The 26,148-nt window shown below is 54.8% G+C and carries 24 protein-coding genes and 2 tRNA genes; 20 read left to right on the forward strand and 6 right to left on the reverse strand.

The features are described 5' to 3' along the window. Positions 1–40: 40 nt before the first annotated feature. Entirely contained in the window at positions 41–334 is a 294-nt protein-coding gene (gene yhbY / locus ACOKCT_RS12200) for a ribosome assembly RNA-binding protein YhbY (protein WP_032614629.1), read from the reverse strand. A 122-nt stretch (positions 335–456) separates the two neighbouring features. Here yhbY and rlmE point away from each other — a divergent pair, with 122 nt between their 5' ends. The 6 genes from rlmE (at position 457) to ACOKCT_RS12230 (ending at position 6,046) form a co-directional block, all read left to right on the forward strand. Continuing rightward, positions 457–1,083 (forward strand): 23S rRNA (uridine(2552)-2'-O)-methyltransferase RlmE, encoded by a 627-nt coding sequence (gene rlmE, locus ACOKCT_RS12205; RefSeq protein WP_103177173.1) that lies wholly within the window; start codon positions 457–459, stop codon positions 1,081–1,083. A gap of 102 nt (positions 1,084–1,185) precedes the next feature. Continuing rightward, on the forward strand, positions 1,186–3,120 hold the full coding sequence (ftsH, locus tag ACOKCT_RS12210) for an ATP-dependent zinc metalloprotease FtsH (RefSeq protein ID WP_039031647.1): 1,935 nt from the start codon (positions 1,186–1,188) through the stop codon (positions 3,118–3,120). A 93-nt stretch (positions 3,121–3,213) separates the two neighbouring features. Beyond that, positions 3,214–4,062 carry a dihydropteroate synthase gene (gene folP / locus ACOKCT_RS12215; protein WP_103177172.1) on the forward strand — a complete coding sequence of 283 codons (849 nt, stop codon included), beginning with the start codon at positions 3,214–3,216 and terminating at the stop codon, positions 4,060–4,062. Beyond that, a complete protein-coding gene (glmM, locus tag ACOKCT_RS12220) occupies positions 4,055–5,392 on the forward strand; it encodes a phosphoglucosamine mutase (RefSeq protein ID WP_420193525.1) in 1,338 nt (445 codons plus the stop codon). Before folP ends, glmM begins: the two co-directional genes overlap by 8 nt. A 221-nt stretch (positions 5,393–5,613) precedes the next feature. Beyond that, a complete protein-coding gene (gene secG, locus ACOKCT_RS12225) occupies positions 5,614–5,946 on the forward strand; it encodes a preprotein translocase subunit SecG (protein WP_039031650.1) in 333 nt (110 codons plus the stop codon). A gap of 13 nt (positions 5,947–5,959) precedes the next feature. Then, positions 5,960–6,046, forward strand: a tRNA-Leu gene (locus tag ACOKCT_RS12230). A 164-nt stretch (positions 6,047–6,210) separates the two neighbouring features. Here the strand turns inward: ACOKCT_RS12230 and argG are convergent. Then, positions 6,211–7,557, reverse strand: a complete 1,347-nt coding sequence (gene argG / locus ACOKCT_RS12235) for an argininosuccinate synthase (protein ID WP_114316586.1) — start codon at positions 7,555–7,557, stop codon at positions 6,211–6,213. A gap of 286 nt (positions 7,558–7,843) precedes the next feature. Between argG and ACOKCT_RS12240 the strand changes: the two genes are divergently transcribed. From ACOKCT_RS12240 to mtr, 12 genes are all read left to right on the forward strand, one after another. Then, a tRNA-Met gene (locus tag ACOKCT_RS12240) sits at positions 7,844–7,920 on the forward strand. Positions 7,921–8,127: 207 nt separating this feature from the next. Further along, complete coding sequence (gene rimP / locus ACOKCT_RS12245) at positions 8,128–8,580, forward strand: ribosome maturation factor RimP (RefSeq protein ID WP_139156304.1); 453 nt, start codon at positions 8,128–8,130, stop codon at positions 8,578–8,580. 28 nt (positions 8,581–8,608) lie between these two features. Beyond that, positions 8,609–10,096, forward strand: coding sequence for a transcription termination factor NusA (gene nusA, locus ACOKCT_RS12250; protein WP_103177167.1), 1,488 nt, complete (start codon positions 8,609–8,611; stop codon positions 10,094–10,096). 24 nt (positions 10,097–10,120) lie between these two features. Continuing rightward, positions 10,121–12,808, forward strand: coding sequence for a translation initiation factor IF-2 (infB, locus tag ACOKCT_RS12255; RefSeq protein ID WP_103177166.1), 2,688 nt, complete (start codon positions 10,121–10,123; stop codon positions 12,806–12,808). A 101-nt stretch (positions 12,809–12,909) separates the two neighbouring features. Further along, positions 12,910–13,311, forward strand: a complete 402-nt coding sequence (gene rbfA / locus ACOKCT_RS12260) for a 30S ribosome-binding factor RbfA (RefSeq protein WP_103177165.1) — start codon at positions 12,910–12,912, stop codon at positions 13,309–13,311. Continuing rightward, positions 13,311–14,255, forward strand: coding sequence for a tRNA pseudouridine(55) synthase TruB (gene truB, locus ACOKCT_RS12265; RefSeq protein WP_103177164.1), 945 nt, complete (start codon positions 13,311–13,313; stop codon positions 14,253–14,255). Before rbfA ends, truB begins: the two co-directional genes overlap by 1 nt. Positions 14,256–14,407: 152 nt before the next feature. Beyond that, positions 14,408–14,677: a 30S ribosomal protein S15 gene (rpsO, locus tag ACOKCT_RS12270; RefSeq protein ID WP_032614416.1), complete on the forward strand. Its 270-nt coding sequence runs from the start codon at positions 14,408–14,410 to the stop codon at positions 14,675–14,677. 240 nt (positions 14,678–14,917) lie between these two features. After that, positions 14,918–17,053 carry a polyribonucleotide nucleotidyltransferase gene (pnp, locus tag ACOKCT_RS12275; protein WP_103177163.1) on the forward strand — a complete coding sequence of 712 codons (2,136 nt, stop codon included), beginning with the start codon at positions 14,918–14,920 and terminating at the stop codon, positions 17,051–17,053. Positions 17,054–17,163: 110 nt separating this feature from the next. After that, the gene (nlpI, locus tag ACOKCT_RS12280; protein WP_103177162.1) at positions 17,164–18,048 is read left to right on the forward strand and encodes a lipoprotein NlpI; all 885 of its coding nucleotides are present in this window, start codon (positions 17,164–17,166) and stop codon (positions 18,046–18,048) included. A gap of 106 nt (positions 18,049–18,154) precedes the next feature. Further along, complete coding sequence (gene yrbN / locus ACOKCT_RS12285) at positions 18,155–18,235, forward strand: protein YrbN (RefSeq protein WP_103177161.1); 81 nt, start codon at positions 18,155–18,157, stop codon at positions 18,233–18,235. Continuing rightward, positions 18,228–20,126, forward strand: coding sequence for a DEAD/DEAH family ATP-dependent RNA helicase (locus ACOKCT_RS12290; RefSeq protein ID WP_103177160.1), 1,899 nt, complete (start codon positions 18,228–18,230; stop codon positions 20,124–20,126). Before yrbN ends, ACOKCT_RS12290 begins: the two co-directional genes overlap by 8 nt. 143 nt (positions 20,127–20,269) lie before the next feature. Further along, positions 20,270–21,514 (forward strand): tryptophan permease, encoded by a 1,245-nt coding sequence (mtr, locus tag ACOKCT_RS12295; protein WP_156655271.1) that lies wholly within the window; start codon positions 20,270–20,272, stop codon positions 21,512–21,514. A gap of 82 nt (positions 21,515–21,596) precedes the next feature. On the opposite strand, the gene ACOKCT_RS12300 is transcribed toward mtr, so the two are convergent. The 3 genes from ACOKCT_RS12300 to ubiU all read right to left on the reverse strand — a co-directional run bounded on the left by ACOKCT_RS12300 (position 21,597) and on the right by ubiU (position 24,565). Continuing rightward, on the reverse strand, positions 21,597–22,604 hold the full coding sequence (locus ACOKCT_RS12300) for a luciferase-like monooxygenase (protein WP_103824913.1): 1,008 nt from the start codon (positions 22,602–22,604) through the stop codon (positions 21,597–21,599). Between the two features lie 78 nt (positions 22,605–22,682). Further along, on the reverse strand, positions 22,683–23,561 hold the full coding sequence (locus ACOKCT_RS12305; protein ID WP_156655270.1) for a U32 family peptidase: 879 nt from the start codon (positions 23,559–23,561) through the stop codon (positions 22,683–22,685). 8 nt (positions 23,562–23,569) lie between these two features. Beyond that, positions 23,570–24,565 carry a ubiquinone anaerobic biosynthesis protein UbiU gene (ubiU, locus tag ACOKCT_RS12310; RefSeq protein WP_103177156.1) on the reverse strand — a complete coding sequence of 332 codons (996 nt, stop codon included), beginning with the start codon at positions 24,563–24,565 and terminating at the stop codon, positions 23,570–23,572. Positions 24,566–24,785: 220 nt separating this feature from the next. On the opposite strand from ubiU, the gene ubiT reads away from it, so the two are divergent. Both ubiT and ACOKCT_RS12320 read left to right on the forward strand, forming a co-directional pair. Then, positions 24,786–25,310: a ubiquinone anaerobic biosynthesis accessory factor UbiT gene (ubiT, locus tag ACOKCT_RS12315; RefSeq protein WP_103824910.1), complete on the forward strand. Its 525-nt coding sequence runs from the start codon at positions 24,786–24,788 to the stop codon at positions 25,308–25,310. Further along, positions 25,304–25,807: a GNAT family N-acetyltransferase gene (locus tag ACOKCT_RS12320; RefSeq protein WP_103177154.1), complete on the forward strand. Its 504-nt coding sequence runs from the start codon at positions 25,304–25,306 to the stop codon at positions 25,805–25,807. Before ubiT ends, ACOKCT_RS12320 begins: the two co-directional genes overlap by 7 nt. Here the strand turns inward: ACOKCT_RS12320 and ACOKCT_RS12325 are convergent. Beyond that, complete coding sequence (locus tag ACOKCT_RS12325) at positions 25,794–26,093, reverse strand: GIY-YIG nuclease family protein (RefSeq protein ID WP_103177153.1); 300 nt, start codon at positions 26,091–26,093, stop codon at positions 25,794–25,796. The genes ACOKCT_RS12320 and ACOKCT_RS12325 overlap by 14 nt on opposite strands. Positions 26,094–26,148: the final 55 nt, after the last annotated feature.

Consider the following 26,148-nt stretch of genomic DNA (forward strand, 5'->3'; position numbering starts at 1 on the left):
CCTCGTTTTACACAGTAAATGTGTTCAATTCAGGATAATCTTAGCGTGGCAGCGAGATTTTACGCTCTTTAGATGGGCGGTAGAGCACCAGCGTTTTACCGATGACCTGTACATTACAGGCGCCGGTCTCGCGCACGATTGCTTCCACGATCAAGGTCTTGGTGTCTCTGTCTTCAGAGGCGATTTTCACCTTGATTAATTCGTGGTGCTCCAGCGCTTGTTCAATCTCGGCCAGTACCCCTTCGGTCAAACCATTGTTGCCAAGCATAACTACAGGCTTGAGCGGATGTGCCAGACCTTTAAGGTGCTGTTTTTGTTTAGTACTCAGATTCATCGTATATTTTTGCTTACGTTGGGATTGAAAACGGTTCATTCTACCGCCATCTCCCTAATATCGCCAAATTGCTGAGTGGAAATTTACACCACAGGCTACGATGAACCAGGACGGAAAGTTAAATGACAGGTAAAAAGCGTTCTGCTAGCTCGAGCCGCTGGCTCCAGGAACACTTTAGCGATAAATATGTTCAACAGGCACAGAAAAAGGGGTTACGTTCCCGTGCCTGGTTTAAACTTGATGAAATACAGCAAAGTGACAAACTCTTTAAACCGGGGATGACAGTTGTTGACCTCGGTGCAGCGCCCGGTGGATGGTCGCAATATGCGGTAACGCAAATCGGCGGAACGGGCCGAATTATCGCCTGCGATCTTTTACCTATGGATCCTATCGTTGGTGTGGACTTCCTTCAGGGCGATTTTCGTGATGAATTAGTACTGAAAGCGTTACTTGAACGGGTAGGTGACAGTAAAGTTCAGGTTGTCATGTCCGATATGGCGCCAAATATGTGCGGAACACCGGCGGTGGATATCCCCCGCTCCATGTATCTGGTAGAACTGGCGTTAGAAATGTGTCGTGATGTATTAGCGCCGGGTGGTAGTTTTTTAGTAAAGGTGTTCCAGGGCGAAGGTTTCGAGGAGTATCTGAAGGAAATTCGCTCCCTGTTTACGAAGGTCAAAGTTCGTAAACCGGACTCTTCGCGTGCGCGTTCACGTGAAGTGTATATTGTAGCGACCGGGCGAAAATGATAACCGGTGAATTTCAGGCGAAAGTTTGAAATAAATCGGATACAGAGTATCCTGACGCTGTTTTTAACACAGTTGTAATAAGAGGTTAATCCCTTGAGTGACATGGCGAAAAACCTAATACTCTGGCTGGTCATTGCCGTTGTGCTGATGTCAGTATTCCAGAGCTTTGGGCCCAGCGAGTCTAATGGCCGTAAGGTGGACTACTCTACCTTCCTGCAAGAGGTCAACCAGGATCAGGTTCGCGAAGCGCGTATCAACGGACGTGAGATCAACGTTACCAAGAAAGATAGTAACCGTTACACGACTTACATTCCGGTGAACGATCCTAAGCTGCTTGATAACCTGCTGACTAAAAACGTTAAGGTTGTCGGCGAGCCGCCGGAAGAGCCAAGCCTGCTGGCTTCTATCTTCATTTCCTGGTTCCCGATGCTGCTGCTTATCGGCGTCTGGATCTTCTTTATGCGTCAGATGCAGGGCGGCGGTGGCAAAGGCGCCATGTCGTTCGGCAAGAGCAAGGCGCGTATGCTGACGGAAGACCAGATCAAAACCACTTTTGCTGACGTTGCAGGTTGCGACGAAGCGAAAGAAGAGGTGGGTGAACTGGTTGAATACCTGCGTGAGCCGAGCCGTTTCCAGAAACTGGGCGGTAAGATCCCGAAAGGCGTTCTGATGGTAGGTCCTCCTGGTACCGGTAAAACCCTGCTGGCGAAAGCCATCGCAGGTGAAGCGAAGGTGCCGTTCTTTACCATTTCCGGTTCTGACTTCGTTGAAATGTTCGTGGGTGTGGGTGCATCTCGTGTGCGTGACATGTTCGAACAGGCCAAGAAAGCCGCACCGTGCATCATCTTCATCGATGAAATCGACGCCGTAGGCCGCCAGCGTGGCGCGGGCCTGGGCGGTGGTCACGATGAACGTGAGCAGACGCTGAACCAGATGCTGGTTGAGATGGATGGCTTTGAAGGTAACGAAGGCATTATCGTTATCGCCGCAACTAACCGTCCGGACGTTCTTGACCCTGCGCTGCTGCGTCCAGGTCGTTTTGACCGTCAGGTTGTGGTTGGTCTGCCAGACGTTCGTGGCCGTGAGCAGATCCTGAAAGTGCATATGCGTCGCGTACCGCTCTCTCCGGACATCGATGCGGCAATTATTGCACGTGGTACGCCGGGCTTCTCCGGTGCCGATCTGGCTAACCTGGTGAACGAAGCTGCACTGTTTGCTGCCCGTGGCAACAAGCGTGTGGTCTCCATGGTGGAGTTCGAGAAAGCGAAAGACAAAATCATGATGGGTGCGGAACGTCGCTCCATGGTGATGACGGAAGCGCAGAAAGAGTCCACGGCTTACCACGAAGCGGGTCACGCGATTATCGGTCGCCTGGTGCCGGAACACGATCCGGTGCATAAAGTGACGATTATTCCACGTGGCCGTGCGCTTGGCGTAACGTTCTTCCTGCCGGAAGGCGATGCTATCAGTGCCAGCCGCCAGAAACTGGAAAGCCAGATTTCAACCCTCTATGGTGGTCGTCTGGCAGAAGAGATTATCTACGGTGTGGAACATGTTTCGACCGGTGCGTCTAACGACATTAAAGTCGCGACCAACCTGGCGCGTAACATGGTGACCCAGTGGGGCTTCTCCGACAAACTTGGTCCGCTGCTCTATGCGGAAGAAGAAGGCGAAGTGTTCCTTGGCCGCAGCGTGGCGAAAGCGAAACATATGTCCGATGAGACAGCTCGTATCATCGACCAGGAAGTGAAAGCGCTGATTGAACGTAACTACGGTCGCGCCCGTCAGATCCTGAATGACAATATGGATATCCTGCACGCCATGAAAGATGCGCTCATGAAATATGAGACCATCGATGCGCCGCAGATTGATGACCTGATGGCTCGCCGTGATGTTCGTCCGCCTGCGGGCTGGGAAGATCCAGGTGCCTCTAACAACTCTGACAACAACGGTACGCCACGTGCGCCGCGTCCGGTCGATGAACCGCGTACGCCAAACCCGGGTAACACCATGTCAGAACAGTTGGGCGATAAATAAGCCACCGCTGTCAATGATCTTCTCTTAACCTGAAACCCTGGGGCTTGCCCCGGGGTTTTTCTTGTCTGCTTAACCAAAAATCAGGGATTTGCTATGAAACTCTTCGCCCAGGATTCTTATCTCGATCTTTCTCATCCCCATGTGATGGGGATCCTGAACGTCACGCCAGACTCTTTTTCCGATGGCGGCACGCATAACTCGCTTATTGATGCGGTCAGGCATGCGAATCTGATGATCAACGCTGGCGCGACGATCATCGACGTAGGTGGAGAGTCAACGCGACCTGGGGCTGCGGATGTCAGTGTTGATGAAGAGTTATCGCGCGTTATCCCGGTCGTTGAGGCGATAGCCCAGCGTTTCGAAGTCTGGATCTCTGTCGATACCTCCAAACCTGAGGTGATTCGCGAATCGGCAAGAGTGGGCGCTCACATTATCAATGACGTTCGCTCCCTCACCGAGCCCGGTGCGCTTGAGGCGGCTGCTGAGACCGGTTTACCGGTATGCCTGATGCATATGCAGGGCCAGCCGAAAACCATGCAGGATGCGCCGAAATACAGCGACGTGTTTGCGGACGTGAACCGCTACTTTGAAGAGCATATTGCGCGCTGTGAACGTGCCGGTATCGCAAAAGCGAAATTGCTGCTCGACCCGGGCTTCGGTTTCGGTAAAAATCTCTCTCACAACTACGAACTTCTTGCGCGCTTATCGGAGTTTCACCATTTTGGCCTGCCGCTGCTGGTCGGAATGTCGAGAAAATCCATGATAGGCCAACTGCTTAACGTTGGGCCATCAGAACGTCTAAGTGGCAGCCTGGCCTGTGCGGTGATTGCAGCGATGCAGGGAGCACATATAATTCGCGTCCATGACGTAAAAGAAACAGCAGAAGCCATGCGAGTGGTGGAAGCCACACTGGCAGCTAAGGAAAACTCCCGCTATGAGTAATCGTAAATTTTTTGGTACCGACGGCATTCGTGGACGCGTGGGCGATGCGCCAATCACTCCTGAGTTTGTACTGAAGTTAGGCTGGGCGGCTGGCAAGGTGCTGGCAAGCCACGGGTCGCGCAAAATCATTATCGGTAAAGATACGCGTATTTCCGGTTACATGCTCGAATCCGCACTGGAAGCGGGTCTGTCTGCCGCTGGGCTCTCCGCCTCTTTCACGGGCCCTATGCCGACCCCCGCAGTGGCCTATCTGACCCGCGCGTTCCGTGCCGAAGCGGGCATCGTGATCTCTGCCTCGCATAACCCGTTCTACGATAACGGCATCAAATTCTTCTCCATTGACGGCACCAAACTGCCGGATGACGTTGAAGAAGCGATTGAAGCGGAAATGGAAAAAGAGCTGACCTGCGTTGACTCCGCTGAGCTGGGTAAAGCCAGCCGTATCGTCGATGCTGCGGGTCGCTACATTGAATTTTGCAAAGGCACCTTCCCGAACGAACTCAGCCTGGGTCATCTGAAAATCGTGGTGGACTGCGCTAACGGTGCAACCTACCACATCGCCCCTAACGTATTCCGCGAACTGGGCGCGCAGGTTGTTGCCATCGGTTGCGAGCCAAACGGTCTGAATATCAATGCCGAGGTAGGTGCAACGGATGTTCGCGCTCTGCAGGCGCACGTACTGGCGGAGAAGGCCGATCTCGGGATTGCTTACGATGGCGATGGTGACCGCGTCATCATGGTTGACCATGAAGGCAATAAAGTCGATGGCGACCAGATCCTCTATATCATCGCCCGCGAAGGGCTGCGTCAGGGACAGCTGCGCGGTGGCGCCGTTGGAACGCTGATGAGCAACATGGGCCTGGAGCTGGCGCTCAAGCAGTTGGGTATCCCGTTTGCGCGCGCGAAGGTTGGCGACCGTTACGTACTGGAAAAACTGCAGGAGAAAGGCTGGCGCATCGGTGCGGAGAACTCCGGTCACGTGATCCTGCTCGATAAAACCACTACCGGTGACGGGATCGTGGCGAGCCTGCAGGTTGTGGCAGCGATGGTGCGTAACCATATGTCCCTGCACGATTTGTGCAGTGGGATGAAAATGTTCCCGCAGATCCTGGTCAATGTTCGCTTTACGGCAGGTAAGGGCGATCCACTGGAAAACGAGAACGTGAAAGCGGTGATGGCTGAAGTGGAAGCGGCGCTGGGCTCCCGTGGCCGCGTTCTGCTGCGTAAGTCGGGTACCGAACCGCTGATCCGTGTGATGGTGGAAGGGGAAGACGAAGCACAGGTCACCGAGTTTGCCCATCGCATCGCTGATGCGGTAAAAGCTGCATAACCTCTGGTAAGTGTTTAAAAAGGCGGCTTATGCCGCCTTTGTTTTGTACAGCTGTGGCGGTTTTGCTGTTTTTTTCCGCACTTGATACAATGAGCTGAAATTGCCCTTGCGAAGGTCATTCGCTTTGGTTAGTATTCACACCCGCTTCAGTGGGAAAGCAAAATTCCTGCTTATTGGTTGAAGCATTGGTATGCGGCAAATCCGCAAGGAACAGGTTGATTATGTACGAAGCTCTTTTGGTTGTTTTCCTTATTGTAGCCATCGCTCTGGTAGCGCTGATCATGCTGCAGCAAGGTAAAGGCGCTGATATGGGGGCCTCTTTTGGAGCAGGCGCTTCTGGTACGCTGTTCGGTTCAAGTGGTTCTGGTAACTTCATGACCCGCGCAACGGCGATTCTGGCAACGCTGTTTTTCATCATCAGTCTGGCGCTTGGCAATATCAATAGCAACAAGATCAACAAAGGAAGCGAGTGGGATAACCTGAGCGCGCCAGCGAAATCTGAGCAGACTCAGCCAGCTGCACCGGCTAAGCCGACCAGCGATATCCCGCAGTAAGAGTAGTATCTGTGCTGAGGTGGTGGAATTGGTAGACACGCTACCTTGAGGTGGTAGTGCCCTAACGGGCTTGTGGGTTCGAGTCCCATCCTCAGTACCAATATTCCGAAAGAAAGACGTCGAAAGACGTCTTTTTTTTCGTCTGTGCGTTGTCTTTTCGTAGGCCCGGCAAGCGTTGCACCGCCGCGCTTGCCCGCCCTACATGTCACGAAATTCGGCAATAAAAAAGGCGCCCTCAGGCGCCTTTTGCATCTTAATTCGCGATTACTGCTTATCGCTGTTTTCCAGATTCTCAACCTGCGGCAGGCCGTTACCGGTGGAGACGGAGAGCAGACCGTTCTCGGTATAGGTGAACAGCTTGGCGCGGGTATCGGTGATATCCAGATTACGCATCGTCAGCTGACCAATACGGTCGTCCGGCGAGAAGACAGAATCACCTTTTTCCATGGTCAGACGCTCTGGCTGGTAGGTCAGGTTGTCAGAGACCGTATTCAGAATCGAGTAGTCATTGCCGCGACGCAGTTCTAAGGTCACTTCACCGGTGATGGCGCTCGCCACCCAACGCTGCAGGGCATCACGCAGCATCAGCGCCTGCGGATCGAACCAGCGGCCCTGGTACAGCAGTTTACCTAACTGGCGACCGTGGGAGTGATACTGCTCGATGGTATCTTCGTTATGAATGCCGGTCAGCAGACGCTCGTAAGCGATGTGCAGCAGCGCCATCCCCGGGGCTTCATAGATGCCACGGCTCTTCGCTTCGATGATACGGTTTTCAATCTGATCGCTCATACCCAGACCGTGACGGCCACCAATGCGGTTAGCTTCCAGCATCAGTTCCACGTCGTCAGAGAAGGTCTGACCGTTCAGGGCAACCGGGTGGCCGCGTTCAAAACGCACGGTCACTTCTTCTGCCTGGATTTTGACGTTTTCGTCCCAGAACTTCACGCCCATGATCGGGTTGACGATCTTCACGCTGGAGTTCAGGTATTCCAGGTCTTTTGCTTCGTGGGTAGCACCCAGCATGTTGGAGTCGGTTGAATAGGCTTTCTCGACCGACATTTTGTAATCGAAACCGCAGGCGATCATAAATTCAGACATTTCATGACGGCCGCCCAGCTCATCGATGAAATCGGTATCGAGCCACGGCTTGTAGATCTGCAGCTCGGCGTTAGTCAGCAGGCCGTAACGATAGAAGCGCTCGATATCGTTGCCTTTATAGGTACTGCCGTCGCCCCAGATGTTGACGCCATCTTCTTTCATGGCAGCAACCAGCATCGTACCGGTAACAGCACGGCCCAGCGGCGTGGTGTTGAAATAGGTCAGCCCGCCGGTAGTGTTGTGGAAAGCGCCGCACTGAATAGCAGCGATACCTTCGGCAACCAGCTGCTTACGGCAGTCAATCAGGCGTGCGTTCTCTGCACCGTACTCCATGGCGCGACGCGGGATGGCTTCGTAATCGTCCTCATCCGGCTGACCCAGGTTCGCAGTATATGCATACGGAACCGCTCCCTTCTGGCGCATCCACAGCAGTGCAGCGCTGGTGTCCAGACCGCCGGAAAAAGCGATGCCAATACGTTGTCCTTGCGGAAGATGCTTGAGAATCGTCGTCATAAAATAAAACCCTGCTTGATTGACTGATGAGTGATCGCTTCACTCTAAAATGCATGTTTATGCAGAATAAGTGAGTTTTCATTTAATCATCTTTTGGCAAGTACCGAAAGAGATTCATGTATTTTTTGTAAAAATTTCCCGCCTGAATCGCTGCTGTTCACAGGGTTGACAGCGGGGGTACGCTATCAATATACTGTATGCCGATTTTACGTCCCGTCCTCGGTACCAAATCCCAGCATTATTTGCATTTTTTACCCACAGCGAGTAGAATTTGCCACGTTTCAGGCGCGGGGTGGAGCAGCCTGGTAGCTCGTCGGGCTCATAACCCGAAGGTCGTCGGTTCAAATCCGGCCCCCGCAACCACTTTCCTATAAAGTCCTTTTTCAAATATACTGTGAAGACTTAGCGCCTTCGTAGCTGGATTTGAAAAAATTCTTTTTGAAAGTGCTCCAGGCCACAGTTGTGGCTATAGGGTTCAGTTATCTAAAGCCCCGATTTATCGGGGTTTTTTGTTATCTGACTACAGAATAACTGGGCTTTATGCCCTTTTTTTACGTCTTGGGGGTGGGCTTGTCCACATTAGAGCAAAAATTAACAGAGATGATTACAGCACCGGTCGAAGCACTGGGCTACGAACTGGTCGGCATCGAATTCGTTCGGGGTCGTACATCCACGCTGCGCATCTATATTGATAGTGAAGATGGCATCAATGTTGATGATTGTGCTGATGTCAGCCACCAGGTGAGTGCGGTTCTTGACGTTGAAGATCCCATTACTGTTGCCTACAACCTGGAAGTTTCCTCGCCTGGTCTCGACAGACCAATGTTCACGGCTGAACACTACACGCGCTTTACTGGTGAAGAAGTGGCTCTCGTTCTGCGCATGGCCGTACAGAACCGCCGTAAATGGCAAGGCGTTATTAAAGCCGTTGATGGTGAGATGATCACGGTTACAGTCGAAGGCAAAGATGAAGTGTTCGCGCTGAGTAATATCCAGAAGGCGAACCTGGTTCCCCACTTTTAACAGTCTGGATTGAGGTGAAAAGCCCGCGATGAACAAAGAAATTTTGGCTGTTGTTGAAGCCGTTTCCAACGAGAAAGCCCTGCCGCGTGAGAAAATTTTCGAAGCGCTGGAAAGTGCACTGGCTACGGCAACCAAGAAAAAATATGAACAAGAGATCGATGTCCGCGTTGAAATCGATCGCAAAAGCGGTGACTTCGATACTTTCCGTCGTTGGCTTATCGTTGAAGAAGTGACCCAACCCACGAAGGAAATCACCCTCGAAGCGGCGCGTTTCGAAGATGAAAGCCTGAACATTGATGATTACGTTGAAGATCAGATCGAATCTGTGACCTTCGACCGTATCACCACGCAGACCGCGAAACAGGTTATCGTACAGAAAGTTCGTGAAGCTGAGCGTGCGATGGTTGTTGACCAGTTCCGCGAGCACGAAGGTGAGATCATCACCGGCGTGGTGAAAAAAGTTAACCGCGACAACATCTCCCTGGATCTGGGTAACAACGCGGAAGCGGTTATCCTGCGTGAAGATATGCTGCCACGCGAAAACTTCCGTCCGGGCGACCGTATTCGCGGCGTACTCTATTCCGTGCGTCCAGAAGCCCGCGGTGCTCAGCTGTTCGTGACCCGTTCTAAGCCTGAGATGCTGATCGAACTGTTCCGCATCGAAGTGCCGGAAATCGGCGAAGAAGTTATCGAGATTAAAGCAGCTGCCCGCGATCCGGGTTCCCGTGCGAAAATCGCGGTGAAAACCAACGACAAACGTATCGATCCGGTCGGTGCTTGCGTCGGTATGCGTGGCGCGCGCGTTCAGGCCGTTTCGACTGAACTCGGCGGCGAGCGTATTGATATCGTTCTGTGGGACGACAACCCGGCGCAGTTCGTGATTAACGCGATGGCTCCGGCGGATGTTGCCTCTATCGTCGTCGACGAAGATAAGCACACCATGGATATCGCCGTTGAAGCCGGTAACCTGGCACAGGCGATTGGCCGTAACGGTCAGAACGTCCGTCTGGCGTCGCAGCTGAGCGGCTGGGAACTCAACGTGATGACCGTTGACGACCTGCAGGCGAAGCACCAGGCTGAAGCCCATGCAGCGATTGATACCTTCACTAAGCATCTGGACATTGACGAAGAGTTCGCCACCGTTCTGGTTGAAGAAGGCTTCTCTACGCTGGAAGAACTGGCCTATGTGCCAATGAAAGAACTGCTGGAAATTGACGGTCTGGATGAAGCCACCGTTGAAGCCCTGCGTGAACGCGCTAAAAACGCACTGACCACCCTGGCACTGGCTCAGGAAGAAAGCCTTGGTGATAACAAGCCGGCTGATGACCTGCTGAATCTGGAAGGTCTTGATCGTGCGATCGCGTTCAAGCTGGCTGCCCGTGGTGTTTGTACGCTGGAAGATCTCGCTGAGCAAGGCGTTGATGACCTGGCCGATATCGAAGGTTTAACCGACGAGAAAGCCGGCGAACTCATCATGGCCGCACGTAATATCTGCTGGTTCGGCGATGAAGCGTAATAAACTGTAGCAGGAAGGAACAGCATGACTGATGTAACTGTAAAAACGCTGGCTGCTGAGATTCAGACCTCCGTGGATCGCCTGGTACAGCAATTTGCTGATGCAGGGATCCCGAAGTCCGCTGATGACTCGGTGACCGCGCAAGAAAAACAAACCTTGTTAACGCATCTGAACCGTGAACATGGTTCAACGCCTGACAAGTTAACGCTGCAGCGCAAAACGCGTAGCACGTTAAACATTCCAGGTACCGGTGGAAAAAGCAAATCGGTACAAATCGAAGTCCGCAAGACGCGCACCTTTGTAAAACGTGATCCGCAAGAGGCAGAGCGCCTCGCTGCGGAAGAGCAGGCACAGCGTGAAGCGGAAGAGCAAGCCCAGCGTGAGGCGGAAGAAAACGCCAAACGTGAGGCAGTATTAAAAGCTGAACGTGAGGCCGCAGAAAAAGCGAAACGTGACGCCGCTGAAAAAGCGAAGCGCGACGCTGCGGAAAAAGACAAAGTGAGCAATCAACAGACTGACGATATGACCAAAACCGCCCAGGCAGAAAAAGCCCGCCGTGAAAATGAAGCAGCTGAGCTGAAGCGTAAAGCGGAAGAAGAAGCCCGCCGCAAGCTCGAAGAAGAAGCCCGTCGCGTTGCTGAAGAAGCGCGCCGTATGGCAGAAGAGAACGAGAAAAACGGGGTGAATACCGCTGAACCGTCCGAAGACACCAGCGACTATCACGTCACTACCTCCCAGCACGCGCGTCAGGCAGAAGATGACAACGACCGTGAAGTTGAAGGTGGTCGTGGCCGCACGCGTAGTGCAAAAGCCGCGCGTCCAGCCAAAAAAGGCAACAAGCACGCCGAATCAAAAGCTGACCGTGAAGAAGCACGTGCTGCCGTTCGCGGTGGTAAAGGCGGCAAGCGTAAAGGTTCCGCTCTGCAGCAGGGCTTCCAGAAGCCAGCGCAGGCCGTTAACCGTGACGTTGTGATCGGCGAAACCATCACCGTTGGCGATCTGGCTAACAAGATGGCGGTTAAAGGCTCTCAGGTCATCAAAGCGATGATGAAGCTGGGCGCAATGGCGACCATCAACCAGGTTATCGACCAGGAAACCGCACAGCTGGTTGCCGAAGAGATGGGCCACAAAGTTATCCTGCGTCGTGAAAACGAGCTGGAAGAAGCGGTAATGAGCGACCGTGACACTGGCGCAGCAGCTGAGCCGCGTGCACCGGTTGTGACCATCATGGGTCACGTTGACCACGGTAAAACCTCTCTGCTGGACTACATTCGTTCTACGAAGGTTGCCTCCGGCGAAGCAGGCGGCATTACCCAGCACATCGGTGCATACCATGTAGAAACCGATAACGGGATGATCACCTTCCTGGATACCCCGGGGCACGCCGCGTTTACCTCCATGCGTGCACGTGGTGCTCAGGCAACGGATATCGTTGTTCTGGTTGTCGCAGCAGACGATGGCGTCATGCCACAGACCATCGAAGCTATCCAGCACGCGAAAGCGGCGCAGGTGCCTCTGGTTGTTGCAGTGAACAAAATCGATAAGCCAGAAGCGGACATGGATCGCGTTAAAAACGAACTGTCCCAGTACGGTGTTATGCCGGAAGAGTGGGGCGGTGAGTCTCAGTTCATCCCGGTTTCTGCAAAAGTGGGTACCGGTATCGATGACCTGCTGAACGCTATCCTGCTGCAGGCTGAAGTTCTGGAGCTGAAAGCGGTTCGCAATGGTATGGCGAGCGGTGCGGTAATCGAATCCTTCCTGGATAAAGGCCGTGGCCCGGTTGCGACCGTTCTGGTACGTGAAGGTACCCTGAACAAAGGCGACATCGTGCTGTGTGGCTTCGAATATGGCCGTGTTCGTGCAATGCGTGACGAACTGGGTCGCGAAGTGCTGGAAGCGGGTCCATCCATTCCTGTGGAAATCCTGGGTCTCTCCGGTGTTCCGGCGGCCGGTGATGAAGTGACCGTTGTTCGTGACGAGAAGAAAGCGCGTGAAGTTGCGCTGTACCGTCAGGGCAAATTCCGTGAAGTTAAACTGGCTCGTCAGCAGAAATCTAAACTCGAGAACATGTTCGCCAACATGACCGAAGGCGAAGTTCACGAAGTGAACGTGGTTCTGAAGGCTGACGTTCAGGGTTCTGTGGAAGCGATCTCCGACTCTTTACTGAAACTCTCTACCGACGAAGTGAAAGTGAAGATCATCGGTTCCGGCGTAGGTGGTATCACCGAAACCGACGCAACCCTGGCTGCAGCGTCCAACGCGATTCTGGTTGGCTTCAACGTGCGTGCTGATGCCTCTGCGCGTCGCGTGATCGAAGCGGAAAGCCTGGATCTGCGTTACTACTCCGTCATCTATAACCTGATCGACGAAGTGAAAGCGGCGATGAGCGGTATGCTGTCTCCGGAACTGAAACAGCAGATCATCGGTCTGGCTGAAGTGCGTGACGTGTTCAAATCACCGAAATTCGGTGCGATCGCGGGCTGTATGGTTACCGAGGGTAACATCAAACGTCACAACCCAATCCGCGTACTGCGTGACAATGTGGTTATCTACGAAGGTGAGCTGGAATCCCTGCGCCGCTTCAAAGATGACGTTAACGAAGTCCGTAACGGCATGGAATGTGGTATCGGCGTTAAGAACTACAACGACGTTCGCGTTGGCGATATGATCGAAGTGTTCGAGATCATCGAGATCCAACGCACTATCGCGTAATCTTCGCTAAGATTGCCGATTGTAGGCCGGGATCGCCTCGCGCCACCCGGCATTAAATTTCAAAAGGGGCTTTGGCCCCTTTTTTGTCTGGAGAATTTATTATGGCGAAAGAATTTGGTCGCCCGCAGCGCGTGGCTCAGGAGATGCAAAAAGAGATCGCAATCATCCTTCAGCGCGAAATCAAAGACCCGCGCCTGGGGATGATGACCACCGTGTCTGGCGTGGAGATGTCCCGCGACCTGGCGTATGCCAAAGTGTTCGTGACCTTCCTGAATGACCAGGATGAAGACGCGGTTAAGAACGGTATTAAAGCGCTGCAGGAAGCCTCTGGTTTCATCCGCTCTCTGCTTGGCAAAGCGATGCGCCTGCGTATCGTGCCAGAGCTGACCTTCTTCTACGACAACTCACTGGTCGAAGGGATGCGCATGTCCAACCTGGTCACCAGCGTGGTGAAGCAGGATGATGAGCGTCGTGTGAACCCGGACGATAAAAAGGAGGACTGATGAGTCGTCCTCGTCGTCGCGGTCGCGACGTGCACGGCGTGCTGCTGCTGGATAAACCGCAGGGTGCATCCAGCAACGACGTGCTGCAAAAAGTTAAGCGTATATATAACGCCAACCGCGCGGGGCACACCGGGGCGCTGGATCCGCTGGCGACCGGTATGCTGCCGATTTGTCTGGGTGAAGCGACCAAGTTTTCCCAGTATCTGCTGGATTCGGACAAACGCTACCGCGTGATTGCAAAGCTTGGCCAGCGCACGGACACCTCCGATGCCGATGGTCAGGTTGTCGAAGAGCGTCCGGTGACGTTCAGCAGCGAACAGCTTGATGCCGCGCTCGAGAGCTTCCGTGGCGACACCCAACAGGTGCCGTCCATGTACTCGGCGCTGAAGTATCAGGGCAAAAAGCTCTATGAGTATGCGCGTCAGGGGATTGAGGTGCCACGCGAGGCCCGTCCGATTACGGTCTATGAGCTGCTATTCATTCGTCACGAAGGCGATGAGCTGGAGCTGGAAGTGCATTGCTCAAAAGGCACCTATATCCGCACCATCATCGACGATCTGGGTGAGAAGCTGGGCTGTGGCGCGCACGTTATTTATCTGCGTCGTCTGGCAGTCAGCAAGTACCCGGCTGAACGTATGGTGACGCTGGAGCAGCTGCAGGCGCTGGTGGACCAGGCGCAGGAGCAGGGCACAGAGGCTGCGGACCTGCTTGACCCATTACTGATGCCAATGGACAGTCCTGCTTCGGACTATCCGGTTGTCAATCTGCCGCTGACCTCCTCCGTTTACTTTAAAAACGGCAACCCGGTGCGCACGACGAATGTCCCGGCGCAAGGGCTGGTGCGCGTTACGGAAGGGGATGACAACACCTTTATCGGGATGGGTGAAATCGACGACGAAGGTCGTGTTGCCCCACGCCGTCTGGTGGTTGAATATCCGGCATAAGCTGACGCCTTGCCTTGCGATAAGCAGGGGAGGCGGGTAGAATATTGCGGCTTAACGTCTGGTAAATTGTTTAACAATTGGCATACGTTATACATGGGAAAGCTGAATTAGAGATCGGCCTCCTTTCATTCTTTAAATTTTGGAGTTTTAAAATGTCTCTAAGCGTTGAAGCTAAAGCTAAAATCGTTTCTGAGTTTGGTCGTGATGCTAACGACAGCGGTTCTACCGAAGTTCAGGTTGCACTGCTGACTGCACAGATTAACCACCTGCAGGGTCACTTTGCAGAGCACAAAAAAGATCACCACAGCCGTCGTGGTCTGCTGCGCATGGTTTCTCAGCGTCGTAAACTGCTCGACTACCTGAAACGTAAAGATGTTGCACGCTACACCGCGCTGATCGAGCGTCTGGGCCTGCGTCGCTAAGTCTTGCGAGTTTCAGAAAAGGGGGCCTTATGGCCCCTTTTTTCAACCAGACCGCAGCAATTCACTGGAAACTAATGTATTGTTGCTATAAATGATCTTCATTGCAGAGGTTCGCGCGGCTAATGAGAGGCTTCACCCATGGGGGTGTCGGTTGTCATTAGTCGCGAGGATGCGAAGAAGGTCCGGTAAAAGTCAGCACGCCTTTGGTGTGCTGTCATTCATTTAAGAAAGGACAGAATCTTGCTGAATCCGATCGTTCGTAAATTCCAGTACGGTCAACATACCGTTACGCTGGAAACCGGCATGATGGCACGTCAGGCTACTGCTGCTGTTATGGTAAGCATGGATGACACCGCGGTATTCGTGACCGTTGTTGGCCAGAAAAAAGCTAAACCAGGTCAGGACTTCTTCCCACTGACCGTAAACTACCAGGAGCGTACTTACGCTGCCGGTAAAATCCCGGGTGGTTTCTTCCGTCGTGAAGGCCGTCCAAGCGAAGGCGAAACCCTGATCGCGCGTCTGATTGACCGCCCGGTTCGTCCGCTCTTCCCGGAAGGCTTCGTTAACGAAGTTCAGGTTATCGCGACCGTTGTTTCCGTTAACCCACAGGTTAACCCGGACATCGTTGCGATGATCGGCGCATCCGCAGCCCTCTCCCTGTCTGGTATTCCATTCAACGGTCCTATCGGTGCTGCGCGCGTGGGTTACATCAATGACCAGTACGTTCTGAACCCAACTCAGGACGAGCTGAAGTCAAGCAAGCTGGACCTGGTTGTTGCCGGTACAGAAGCGGCGGTACTGATGGTTGAATCCGAAGCAGAACTGCTGAGCGAAGACCAGATGCTGGGCGCGGTGGTCTTTGGCCACGACCAACAGCAGATCGTTATCCAGAACATTAACGACCTGGTGAAAGAAGCCGGTAAACCACGTTGGGACTGGCAGCCAGAAGCGGCAAACGACGCGCTGAATGCGCGCGTTGCAGCCCTGGCCGAAGCGCGTCTGAGCGATGCTTACCGCATCACCGACAAGCAAGAGCGTTATACCCAGGTTGACGCGATCAAATCTGAAACCATCGCTACGCTGGTGGCAGAAGATGAGTCCCTGGACGCTAACGAGCTCGGCGAAATCCTGCACGCTATCGAGAAAAACGTTGTTCGTAGCCGCGTTCTGGCAGGCGAGCCGCGTATCGATGGCCGTGAAAAAGATATGATCCGTGGTCTGGATGTGCGTACTGGCGTGCTGCCACGTACTCACGGTTCCGCGCTGTTCACCCGTGGTGAAACGCAGGCGCTGGTTACCGCGACCCTGGGTACTGCCCGTGACGCACAGAACATCGACGAACTGATGGGCGAGCGCACTGACAGCTTCCTGTTCCACTACAACTTCCCTCCGTACTCCGTAGGTGAAACCGGTATGGTTGGCTCGCCGAAGCGTCGTGAAATTGGTCACGGTCGTCTTGCGAAGCGCGGCGTGCTGGCTGTGATGCCAGATGCTGATAAATTCCCGTACACCGTTCGTGTGGTTTCTGAAATCACCGAATCTAACGGTTCCTCTTCTATGGCTTCCGTGTGCGGTGCTTCTCTGGCACTGATGGATGCGGGCGTACCGGTGAAAGCGGCCGTTGCGGGTATCGCAATGGGTCTGGTGAAAGAAGGCGACAACTTCGTTGTTCTGTCTGACATCCTGGGCGACGAAGATCACCTGGGTGACATGGACTTCAAAGTCGCGGGTTCCCGCGAAGGTATCTCTGCTCTGCAGATGGATATCAAAATTGAAGGCATCACCAAAGAGATCATGCAGGTTGCGCTGAACCAGGCTAAAGGTGCACGTCTGCACATCCTGGGCGTGATGGAACAGGCGATCAACGCGCCGCGTGGCGATATTTCTCAGTTCGCTCCACGTATCCACACCATTAAGATCAGCCCGGACAAGATCAAAGACGTTATCGGTAAAGGCGGTTCTGTTATCCGTGCTCTGACCGAAGAGACTGGCACCACCATCGAAATCGAAGATGACGGTACTGTGAAGATCGCAGCGACCGACGGCGAGAAAGCGAAATACGCTATCCGTCGTATCGAAGAGATCACTGCCGAGATCGAAGTGGGCCGTGTCTACAATGGTAAAGTGACCCGTATCGTTGACTTTGGCGCATTCGTTGCCATCGGTGGCGGTAAAGAAGGTCTGGTTCACATCTCTCAGATCGCTGACAAGCGCGTTGAGAAAGTGACCGATTACCTGCAGATGGGTCAGGAAGTGCCGGTTAAAGTTCTCGAAGTTGACCGTCAGGGCCGTATTCGTCTGAGCATCAAAGAAGCGACCGAGCAGTCTCAGCCTGCCGCTGCGCCGGAAGCTCCGGCTGGCGAACAGGGCGAGTAAGGTTGCCGTTTGCCCCCCGTGCAAGCGGGGGGCTTGTTATCAGGCAGGACGCCTTGTTAAGCCGCCGGGGGACAGGACGTTCATCCAATAGTTGTCTTCGGGAGTGGGAAATGAAGCCTTTTCTGCGCTGGTGTTTCGTTGCGACAGCTTTGACGCTGGCAGGATGCAGCAACTCTGCCTGGCGTAAAAGTGAAGTCCTCGCAGTGCCACTGCAACCGACTTTGCAGCAGGAAGTGATTCTGGCACGCATGGAACAAATTCTTGCCAGTCGGGCTTTAACCGATGACGAACGCGCACAGCTTTTATATGAGCGCGGAGTGTTGTATGATAGTCTCGGTCTGAGGGCACTGGCGCGAAATGATTTTTCACAAGCGTTGGCGATCCGACCGGATATGCCTGAAGTATTCAATTACTTAGGCATTTATTTAACGCAGGCAGGCAATTTTGATGCTGCCTATGAAGCGTTTGATTCTGTACTTGAGCTTGATCCAACTTACAACTACGCGCACTTGAATCGCGGTATCGCATTGTATTACGGCGGTCGTGACAAGTTAGCGCAAGATGATCTGCTGGCGTTTTATCAAGACGATCCTAACGATCCTTTCCGTAGCCTGTGGCTTTTCATTGTTGAGCAGAAGCTCGACGAAAAGCAGGCTAAAGACGCGTTAAAGCAACGCTTCGACAAATCGGACAAGGAGCAGTGGGGATGGAATATTGTCGAGTTCTACCTGGGCGACATTAGCGAAGCAACGCTAATGGAACGCTTGAAGGCGGACGCAACGGATAACACCTCGCTCGCTGAGCATCTCAGTGAAACCAACTTCTATTTAGGTAAGTACTACCTAAGTCTGGGGGATACGGACAGCGCTACGGCACTGTTCAAGTTAGCGGTTGCTAACAACGTACACAACTACGTTGAGCACCGTTATGCATTGTTGGAATTATCGCTCTTGGGCCAGGAGCATGACGACCTGGCAGAATCGGACCAGCAATAGCTGACGACATAAACATCAGCCCGTAATCTTTTGATTGCCATCACCTTTACTGGTGAGGGCGTTGTTGTTCGTCAATACACCTACTTTGAGCCGGTTCACACTTTCAATGAAAATTACTGAAAATTTTCACGATAAGTTATGTAGACTGGCCGCCATTGACATTGAGGCACTCGTACTACATGGCTGAATTCGAAACCACTTTTGCAGATCTGGGCCTGAAGGCTCCTATCCTTGAAGCCCTTAACGATCTGGGTTACGAAAAACCATCTCCGATCCAGGCAGAATGTATCCCACATCTGCTCTCTGGTCGTGACGTGCTGGGCATGGCCCAGACTGGTAGCGGTAAAACCGCAGCGTTCTCGCTGCCGCTGCTGAATAACATTGACCCGGACCTGCGTGCACCGCAGATCCTCGTACTGGCTCCGACCCGTGAACTGGCTGTTCAGGTGGCGGAAGCTATGACTGAATTCTCTAAACACATGCGCGGCGTAAACGTGGTTGCCCTTTACGGCGGCCAGCGTTATGACGTGCAGTTACGCGCCCTGCGTCAGGGTCCACAGATCGTCGTCGGTACGCCGGGTCGTCTGCTGGATCACCTGAAACGCGGTACGCTGGATCTCTCTAAACTGAGCGGTCTGGTACTGGATGAAGCTGACGAAATGCTCCGCATGGGCTTCATCGAAGACGTAGAAACCATCATGGCGCAGATCCCGGAAGGTCATCAGACCGCCCTGTTCTCTGCCACCATGCCGGAAGCGATCCGTCGCATTACCCGCCGCTTCATGAAAGAGCCGCAGGAAGTGCGCATCCAGTCCAGCGTGACCACTCGCCCGGACATCAGCCAGAGCTACTGGTCTGTGTACGGTATGCGTAAAAACGAAGCGCTGGTGCGTTTCCTGGAAGCAGAAGATTTTGATGCGGCGATCATCTTCGTTCGTACCAAAAATGCGACCCTGGAAGTGGCAGAAGCCCTGGAGCGTAGCGGCTACAACAGCGCAGCGCTGAATGGCGACATGAACCAGGCGCTGCGTGAGCAGACGCTGGAGCGTCTGAAAGACGGTCGTCTGGATATCCTGATTGCAACCGACGTGGCAGCACGTGGTCTGGACGTTGAACGTATCAGCCTGGTTGTTAACTACGACATCCCGATGGACTCCGAGTCTTACGTTCACCGTATCGGCCGTACCGGTCGTGCAGGTCGTGCGGGCCGTGCGCTGCTGTTCGTTGAGAACCGCGAGCGTCGTCTGCTGCGTAACATCGAACGCACCATGAAGCTGACCATTCCAGAAGCAGACCTGCCAAACGCAGAGCTGCTGGGCAAACGCCGTCTGGAAAAATTCGCCGCGAAAGTCCAGCAGCAGCTGGAGAGCAGCGATCTGGATCAGTACCGTGCGCTGCTGACGCAGATCCAGCCGACCGCCGAAGGCGAAGAGCTGGATATCGAAACGCTGGCCGCTGCACTGCTGAAGATGGCGCAGGGCGAACGTTCTCTGATCGTGCCGCCAGATGCACCGATGCGTCCTAAGCGTGAGTTCCGTGACCGTGACGATCGTTTCGAACGTCGTGGCGACCGCAACGATCGTGGCCCGCGTGGCGACCGTCCAGAGCGTGGTGGTGAAGACCGTCCACGTCGCGAACGTCGTGATGCTGGCGAAATGGAACTGTACCGCATTGAAGTGGGTCGTGATGATGGTGTTGAAGTTCGTCATATCGTTGGCGCGATCGCTAACGAAGGCGACATCAGCAGCCGTTACATCGGTAACATCAAGCTGTTCGGTACCCACTCCACCATCGAACTGCCAAAAGGTATGCCGGGCGAGGTTCTGCAGCACTTTACCCGTACCCGCATCCTGAACAAGCCGATGAACATGCAGCTGCTGGGCGATGCTCAGCCGCGTCCGGACCGTGGCGGCGAACGTCGTGGCGGTGGCCGCAGCTTCGGTGGCGAGCGTCGTGAAGGCGGTCGTGGTCCTCGTCGTGAAGGGGCTGCACCAGGTGCAGGCCGTTTCAGCGGTGAGCGTCGTGAAAGCCGTGGCCCACGTCGCGAAGATGGCCCGGTTCGTCGTCGTGACGCGTAAGCTTCACGCCCTGTAGCGTAAAGTAAAATATACAGCCCCGATATTTTTATCGGGGCTTTTTTTATTCCTTTTGTACTATTGTACTGGTACAGTGCAGCACATTAAGATGCAGGTCCCAAATTATTGACTGGAGAAAAGGCTGTATGGCGACACTAACCACCACCCAAACGTCACCTTCACTGCTCGGCGGTGTGGTGATCATCGGCGGCACCATCATAGGTGCGGGGATGTTCTCCCTGCCGGTGGTCATGTCCGGGGCGTGGTTCTTCTGGTCGCTGGCGGCGCTGGTCTTTACCTGGTTCTGTATGCTGCACTCGGGGCTGATGATCCTCGAAGCTAATCTCAACTACCGCATTGGGTCGAGCTTTGACACCATCACCCGCGACCTGCTGGGCAAGCGCTGGAATATCGTCAACGGTATCTCCATTGCCTTTGTGCTCTATATCCTGACCTACGCCTATATCTCGGCGAGCGGTTCAATTCTGCATCACACCTTCGCAGAGATGTCGCTGAACGTACCGGCGCGGCTGGCGGGGCTCTGCTTCGCCCTGGGTGTGGCGTTTATCGTCTGGATGAGTACCAAAGCGGTGAGCCGGATGACGGCCATTGTGCTGGGCGCCAAAGTCATCACCTTTTTCCTGACCTTCGGCAGCCTGCTGGGGCATGTTACGCCCGCCACGCTGTTTAACGTGGCGCAGAGCAACACGTCGTATTCACCCTATCTGCTGATGACCCTGCCGTTCTGTCTGGCGTCGTTTGGCTATCACGGTAATGTGCCGAGCCTGATGAAATATTACGGCAAAGATCCGCGCACCATCACTCGCTGCCTGGTCTACGGCACGCTGCTGGCGCTGGGGCTGTATGTCATCTGGCTGCTGGGGACGATGGGTAACATTCCGCGTCCGGAGTTCATCGGCATTGCGCAGAAGGGCGGGAATATTGATGTGCTGGTGCAGGCGCTGAGTGGCGTGCTCAACAGCCGCAGTCTGGACCTGCTGCTGGTGATCTTCTCCAACTTCGCCGTGGCGAGCTCGTTCCTTGGCGTGACCCTGGGGCTGTTTGACTATCTGGCCGATCTCTGTGGCTTTGATGACTCTGCGCTGGGGCGTCTGAAAACCGCGCTGCTGACCTTCCTGCCGCCGGTCATTGGTGGCCTGCTGTGGCCGAATGGTTTCCTGTATGCCATTGGCTATGCGGGGCTGGCGGCAACGATCTGGGCGGCGATTGTTCCGGCGCTGCTGGCGCGTAAATCACGCAAGCGCTTCGGTAGCCCAAAATTCCGCGTCTGGGGCGGCAAGCCGATGATTGCGCTGATCCTGATCTTCGGTATCGGCAACGCAGTGGTCCACGTGCTGTCGAGCTTTAATCTGCTGCCTGTATATCAGTGAACATAATGCCCGGTGGCGCTTCGCTTACCGGGCCTACAGGGATGGAGTAGGCCGGGCAAGCGCAGCGCCGCCCGGCAAAAAACTACCCCACCAGCTCCTCTTTCACCTGCATCGCCAGATCGAACGAATGCAGACGCGCCTGGTGATCGAAGATCTGCCCGTTGACCATGATCTCATCAGCCTGCGTCTCACGCAGCACCGCTTCCAGCCCGTGACGCACCTTCGCTTTATCCCCTACCAGCGACATGCTTAACGCCTGCTGCACGCCATATTGTTCTGAGGCCGACCACAGCTGGTGCATATTCTCCACCGGCGGTGGCAGTTGCCCCGTCTCGCCGCGGCGCAGCTTCATAAAGGCCTGCTGCATGGAGGTAAACAGGAATTCCGCATCGCGGTTGCTGTCAGCGGCAATGATGTTGATGCACACCATCGCATACGGTTTTTCCAGCCGCGCCGAAGGCTTAAAGTTAGTGCGATAGAGATGCAGTGCCTGGTGCAGCATATCCGGCGCAAAGTGCGACGCAAACGCAAACGGCAGGCCCAGCTGCGCGGCCAGCTGCGCGCTGTAGAGGCTGGAGCCTAACAGCCACACCGGGATCTGCTCGCCGTAGCCCGGCACCGGACGCACCTGCGGATTTGGGTCACGGGCATCAAACCACTCCACCAGTTCAAGCACGTCGCGGGGGAAGTTATCGATGTCACCGCTCATATGGCGACGCAGGGCGCGCATGGTAGGCTGATCGCTGCCCGGTGCGCGACCCAGTCCCAGGTCGATACGGCCCGGATAGAGGGTATTGAGGGTGCCAAACTGCTCGGCAATAACCAGCGGCGAATGGTTAGGCAGCATCACGCCGCCCGAGCCTAAATGGAGCGTCGTGGTATTCGCCGCCAGATAGCCGAGCAGCACTGAGGTGGCGGCGCTGGCGATCCCGACCATATTGTGGTGTTCCGCCAGCCAGTAGCGATGATAGCCGCGCTGTTCAGCCAGGCGGGCGAGATCCAGTGAGTGGGTAAAGGCTTCCCTTGCCGAGGAGCCTTCAGGGATCGGCGCCAGGTCCAGCACCGAAAACGGAATGGATTTATCAGTCATAGCAGCTCACTTTGTCGACGGTGAATCTTTAATAGTGCATTAAAATTTTACAGTCGTTGTTAACAAAGTGAGCCTTTTTTAGTCCTGCAGCTCCAGCCCGGCGAGACGTCGCCAGTAGCCGTTGCACTCGCTGTTCGCCGTCAGCGGCAGTGGGGCAGCGCCATTTTCATTGGCGCGGAAGGCGTCGATCATGGCGAAGGTATCGGTGCCCAGCGGCGACAGACGCACCATATCCACCAGCCCTTTCATTGAGGCCAGTTCGTTGCCGAGGTTGTAAACGTAGCCGCTCATGGTCTGAATGCCGTTAAGGACAAACACCTGCTGTTTCTCCTGCGACAGCATACTGCGTCCGTTGGGGTATTTGATGCAGCAGGTTTCGCACTCATCTTTCGGCAGGTTCTCTGAACGCGCGGTAAAGCAGCGGGCGGAGTAAGCCAGAGGCAGATGCCCGTAGCTGAGCACTTCCACTTCAAACTGATTGCGGATCCCCAGCTCGTCGCACTGCGCCAGGATGTTCACCAGCCAGTCTCGGGAGAGTTCCACCGGCATACACCAGCGCGTCATCCCCTGTCTGAGCAGCAGGCGCAGCGCCACGGCGTTGTAGCAGTTCAGCGCATGCCCGGCGACAAACGGCAGCTTGCGCTCGGCGCACAGGTTCACTACGCCGAGATCGCTGGCCTCCAGCAGAAATTCACCGTTCTCCACGTAGCGCTTGAGCTCATTCAGTTCTGACGAGGCCTGAACCAGCGCCAGCGTAGAGAGCACGACCTGCTTGCCACTGTCGGCCAGGGTTTTCGCCATCTCCAGCCAGTCACCCACCTTTGTAGCGCGACGCTTACTACAGACCGCCTCGCCGAGGTAGATCACATCCGCCTGGCTGGTTGCCGCCTGCTGATAAAAGTCTTCCAGCGTCTCTTTCGACCAGTAATAGAGCACCGGTCCTAATGAATATTTCATGCTTTATCTCACTGCCATTTACGGTGATACGCACCCAGCGTGGTCTGCGTGCCTTCGGACATCGAGCCGAGCGTCTCCATCCACGCCGGTTCTGGCGTATAGCTCTGCGGATTTGCCATGCAGCGATCGATCGCCTGGCGCCACACTTTTGCCACCTGGCTGACATAGGCCGGGCTGCGCTGGCGTCCTTCGATTTTCACCGAGGCGATATTGGCGGCCAGCAGTTCCGGCAGCAGTTCAAGGGTGTTCAGGCTGGTGGGCTCCTCCAGTGCATGGTAGCGCTCGCCATCCACCAGATAGCGACCTTTGCACAGCGTCGGATAGCCGGCGTTTTCATCATCCTGATAGCGGTCGATCAGCACCTCGTTCAGACGCGACTCCAGCCCCTGCGGGGTTTGCTGCCAGCGCACGTAGCGGGCAGGGGAGCAGGCGCCCACGGTGTTGGGCGATTCCCCGGTGAGATAAGAAGAGAGGTAGCAACGCCCTTCAGCCATGATGCACAGGCTGCCAAAGGCAAAAACTTCCAGCGGAACTGGCGTGACCCGCGCCAGTTGCTTAACCTGATGAATAGAGAGCACGCGCGGCAGCACCACGCGCGACACCTCAAAATGTCGATGATAAAAGCGTATGGCCTCTTCGTTGGTAGCAGACGCCTGTACGGAGACATGGCGCTCAATGTGGGGATAGCGTTCTGCGGCATACTCCAGCATGGCGAGATCGGCCAGAATCAGGGCGTCGGCACCCAGCTGTGCCGCCATATCCACCGCGCGCTGCCAGCGTTGATAGCCGTCGGGGTGGGCAAAGGTATTGATAGCGATATGCAGTTTACGGCGATGAAGATGTACGAAGCTCACCGCTTCCTGCAGTTTTTTCTCGGTAAAATTGAGACCAGCGAAGTGACGGGCATTGGTATCGTCCTTCAGCCCGATATAAACCGCATCGGCGCCGTTTTCGATGGCCGCCTTTAGCGCCGGTAAGTTCCCGGCAGGGCAGAGCAGCTCCATAATTTATCCTGACGTTCGCAGCCCCAGAGGGATGCAAAATTGTTATCGAACAGGGATTTTAATTAACCATCCGGCGACAATTTTTGATTTAAGGCAGCTAATGGCGTATTGATGACACCAATAATGGGTTACGCCGGATGTCAGTTTGTTGATTTACCCCGCTATACCGACGACTGGATATGGCAAAATATCAGGACCATAGATATCAGGAGTATTGCTCGTGCTGGATAAACTGCGTTCACGTCTCGTACAATTTGGCCCGTCGCTGCTGAGCGTGCCGGTTAAGCTCGCGCCCTTTGCCCTGAAGCGCCAGGTACTGGAGCAGGTGCTCAGCTGGCAATTCCGCCAGGCGCTGGCGGATGGCGAGCTGGAATTTCTTGAAGGGCGCTGGTTACGTATCGAGGTGCGGGATATTGGTCTGCGCTGGTACACCTCCGTTGAAAATGAACAGCTGGTGGTGCGCGAATCCGCCGAGGCGGACGTCAGCTTTAGCGCTGACGCCAGCGATCTGCTGATGATCGCGGCACGCAAGCAGGATCCCGACACGCTCTTCTTCCAGCGTCGTCTGGTGATTGAAGGCGATACCGAGTTAGGTCTGTATGTCAAAAACCTGATGGATGCGATTGAACTGGAACAGATGCCGAAGCCGCTGCGCGTGGCCCTGTTGCAACTGGCCGATTTTGTCGAGGCGGGTCTGAAAACTCCGCCGGAAAGTAAACACACTTCTGTAGGTGAGCCATGTTGATTCGAGTAGAAATTGGCATCGATGCCCCGGGTATTGACGCCTTATTACGCCGGTCGTTTGAAGGGGAAGGTGAAGCGCAACTGGTTCGCGATCTTCGTGAAGACGGCCTGATTACGCTGGGTCTGGTCGCCACCGATGATGAAGGTCAGGTCGTTGGCTACGTGGCCTTTAGCCCGGTCATCGTGCAGGGCGAAGAGCTGCAGTGGGTTGCCATGGCGCCGCTGGCGGTGGATGAAAACTATCGCGGACAGGGCCTGGCGCGCCAGCTGGTCTACGAAGGGCTGGATTCACTCAATGAGTTTGGCTACGCCGCGGTCGTGACGCTGGGCGATCCGGATTTCTACAGCCGTTTAGGCTTCGAGAAAGCGGCACATTACGATCTGCGTTGCCGCTGGCCGGGCACCGAGTCGGCTTTCCAGGTCCACCGTCTGGCCGACGATGCGCTTAACGGCGTGAGCGGCCTGGTGGAATACCACGATCGCTTCAATAGCTTTTAACCGGCGGCCTTTGCAGGCTCTCGCGTAGCGCCTCAAACGTCCCGTCTCCGCTGACGAGGCGCTCTTTCTGGCGCTTCGTGAGCTGTTTAATGCGGTACTCCAGCCGGAGCGCCAGCGAGCGATCGCCTGCGACCGCGGAAAACGCCAGCGTCAGCTCTCCTTTACCCCTCAACGCCTTCGCCCCTTTTCCCGTCTGATGTTGCAGGAAGCGGCGCGGCACATCGGTTGTGATGCCCGTATAGAGCGCATTATCAGCGGTTCGAACAAGATAGAGAAACCAGCACACGGCGACAGATTCAGTATGTTAAGGTGAGTGCACCTTAGCATGAGAGAGAAGCGAA

It is taken from the genome of Leclercia sp. M-A074-M, from assembly GCF_965195605.1.
Taxonomy (GTDB): Bacteria; Pseudomonadota; Gammaproteobacteria; order Enterobacterales; family Enterobacteriaceae; genus Enterobacter.

Coding starts and splice junctions, on each gene's coding strand:
- yhbY (WP_032614629.1), bottom strand. CDS start 334: ATGAATCTGAGTACTAAACAAAAACAGCACCTTAAAGGTCTGGCACAT.
- rlmE (WP_103177173.1), top strand. CDS start 457: ATGACAGGTAAAAAGCGTTCTGCTAGCTCGAGCCGCTGGCTCCAGGAA.
- ftsH (WP_039031647.1), top strand. CDS start 1,186: ATGGCGAAAAACCTAATACTCTGGCTGGTCATTGCCGTTGTGCTGATG.
- folP (WP_103177172.1), top strand. CDS start 3,214: ATGAAACTCTTCGCCCAGGATTCTTATCTCGATCTTTCTCATCCCCAT.
- glmM (WP_420193525.1), top strand. CDS start 4,055: ATGAGTAATCGTAAATTTTTTGGTACCGACGGCATTCGTGGACGCGTG.
- secG (WP_039031650.1), top strand. CDS start 5,614: ATGTACGAAGCTCTTTTGGTTGTTTTCCTTATTGTAGCCATCGCTCTG.
- argG (WP_114316586.1), bottom strand. CDS start 7,557: ATGACGACGATTCTCAAGCATCTTCCGCAAGGACAACGTATTGGCATC.
- nusA (WP_103177167.1), top strand. CDS start 8,609: ATGAACAAAGAAATTTTGGCTGTTGTTGAAGCCGTTTCCAACGAGAAA.
- infB (WP_103177166.1), top strand. CDS start 10,121: ATGACTGATGTAACTGTAAAAACGCTGGCTGCTGAGATTCAGACCTCC.
- rbfA (WP_103177165.1), top strand. CDS start 12,910: ATGGCGAAAGAATTTGGTCGCCCGCAGCGCGTGGCTCAGGAGATGCAA.
- truB (WP_103177164.1), top strand. CDS start 13,311: ATGAGTCGTCCTCGTCGTCGCGGTCGCGACGTGCACGGCGTGCTGCTG.
- rpsO (WP_032614416.1), top strand. CDS start 14,408: ATGTCTCTAAGCGTTGAAGCTAAAGCTAAAATCGTTTCTGAGTTTGGT.
- nlpI (WP_103177162.1), top strand. CDS start 17,164: ATGAAGCCTTTTCTGCGCTGGTGTTTCGTTGCGACAGCTTTGACGCTG.
- yrbN (WP_103177161.1), top strand. CDS start 18,155: ATGAAAATTACTGAAAATTTTCACGATAAGTTATGTAGACTGGCCGCC.
- ACOKCT_RS12290 (WP_103177160.1), top strand. CDS start 18,228: ATGGCTGAATTCGAAACCACTTTTGCAGATCTGGGCCTGAAGGCTCCT.
- mtr (WP_156655271.1), top strand. CDS start 20,270: ATGGCGACACTAACCACCACCCAAACGTCACCTTCACTGCTCGGCGGT.
- ACOKCT_RS12300 (WP_103824913.1), bottom strand. CDS start 22,604: ATGACTGATAAATCCATTCCGTTTTCGGTGCTGGACCTGGCGCCGATC.
- ACOKCT_RS12305 (WP_156655270.1), bottom strand. CDS start 23,561: ATGAAATATTCATTAGGACCGGTGCTCTATTACTGGTCGAAAGAGACG.
- ubiU (WP_103177156.1), bottom strand. CDS start 24,565: ATGGAGCTGCTCTGCCCTGCCGGGAACTTACCGGCGCTAAAGGCGGCC.
- ACOKCT_RS12320 (WP_103177154.1), top strand. CDS start 25,304: ATGTTGATTCGAGTAGAAATTGGCATCGATGCCCCGGGTATTGACGCC.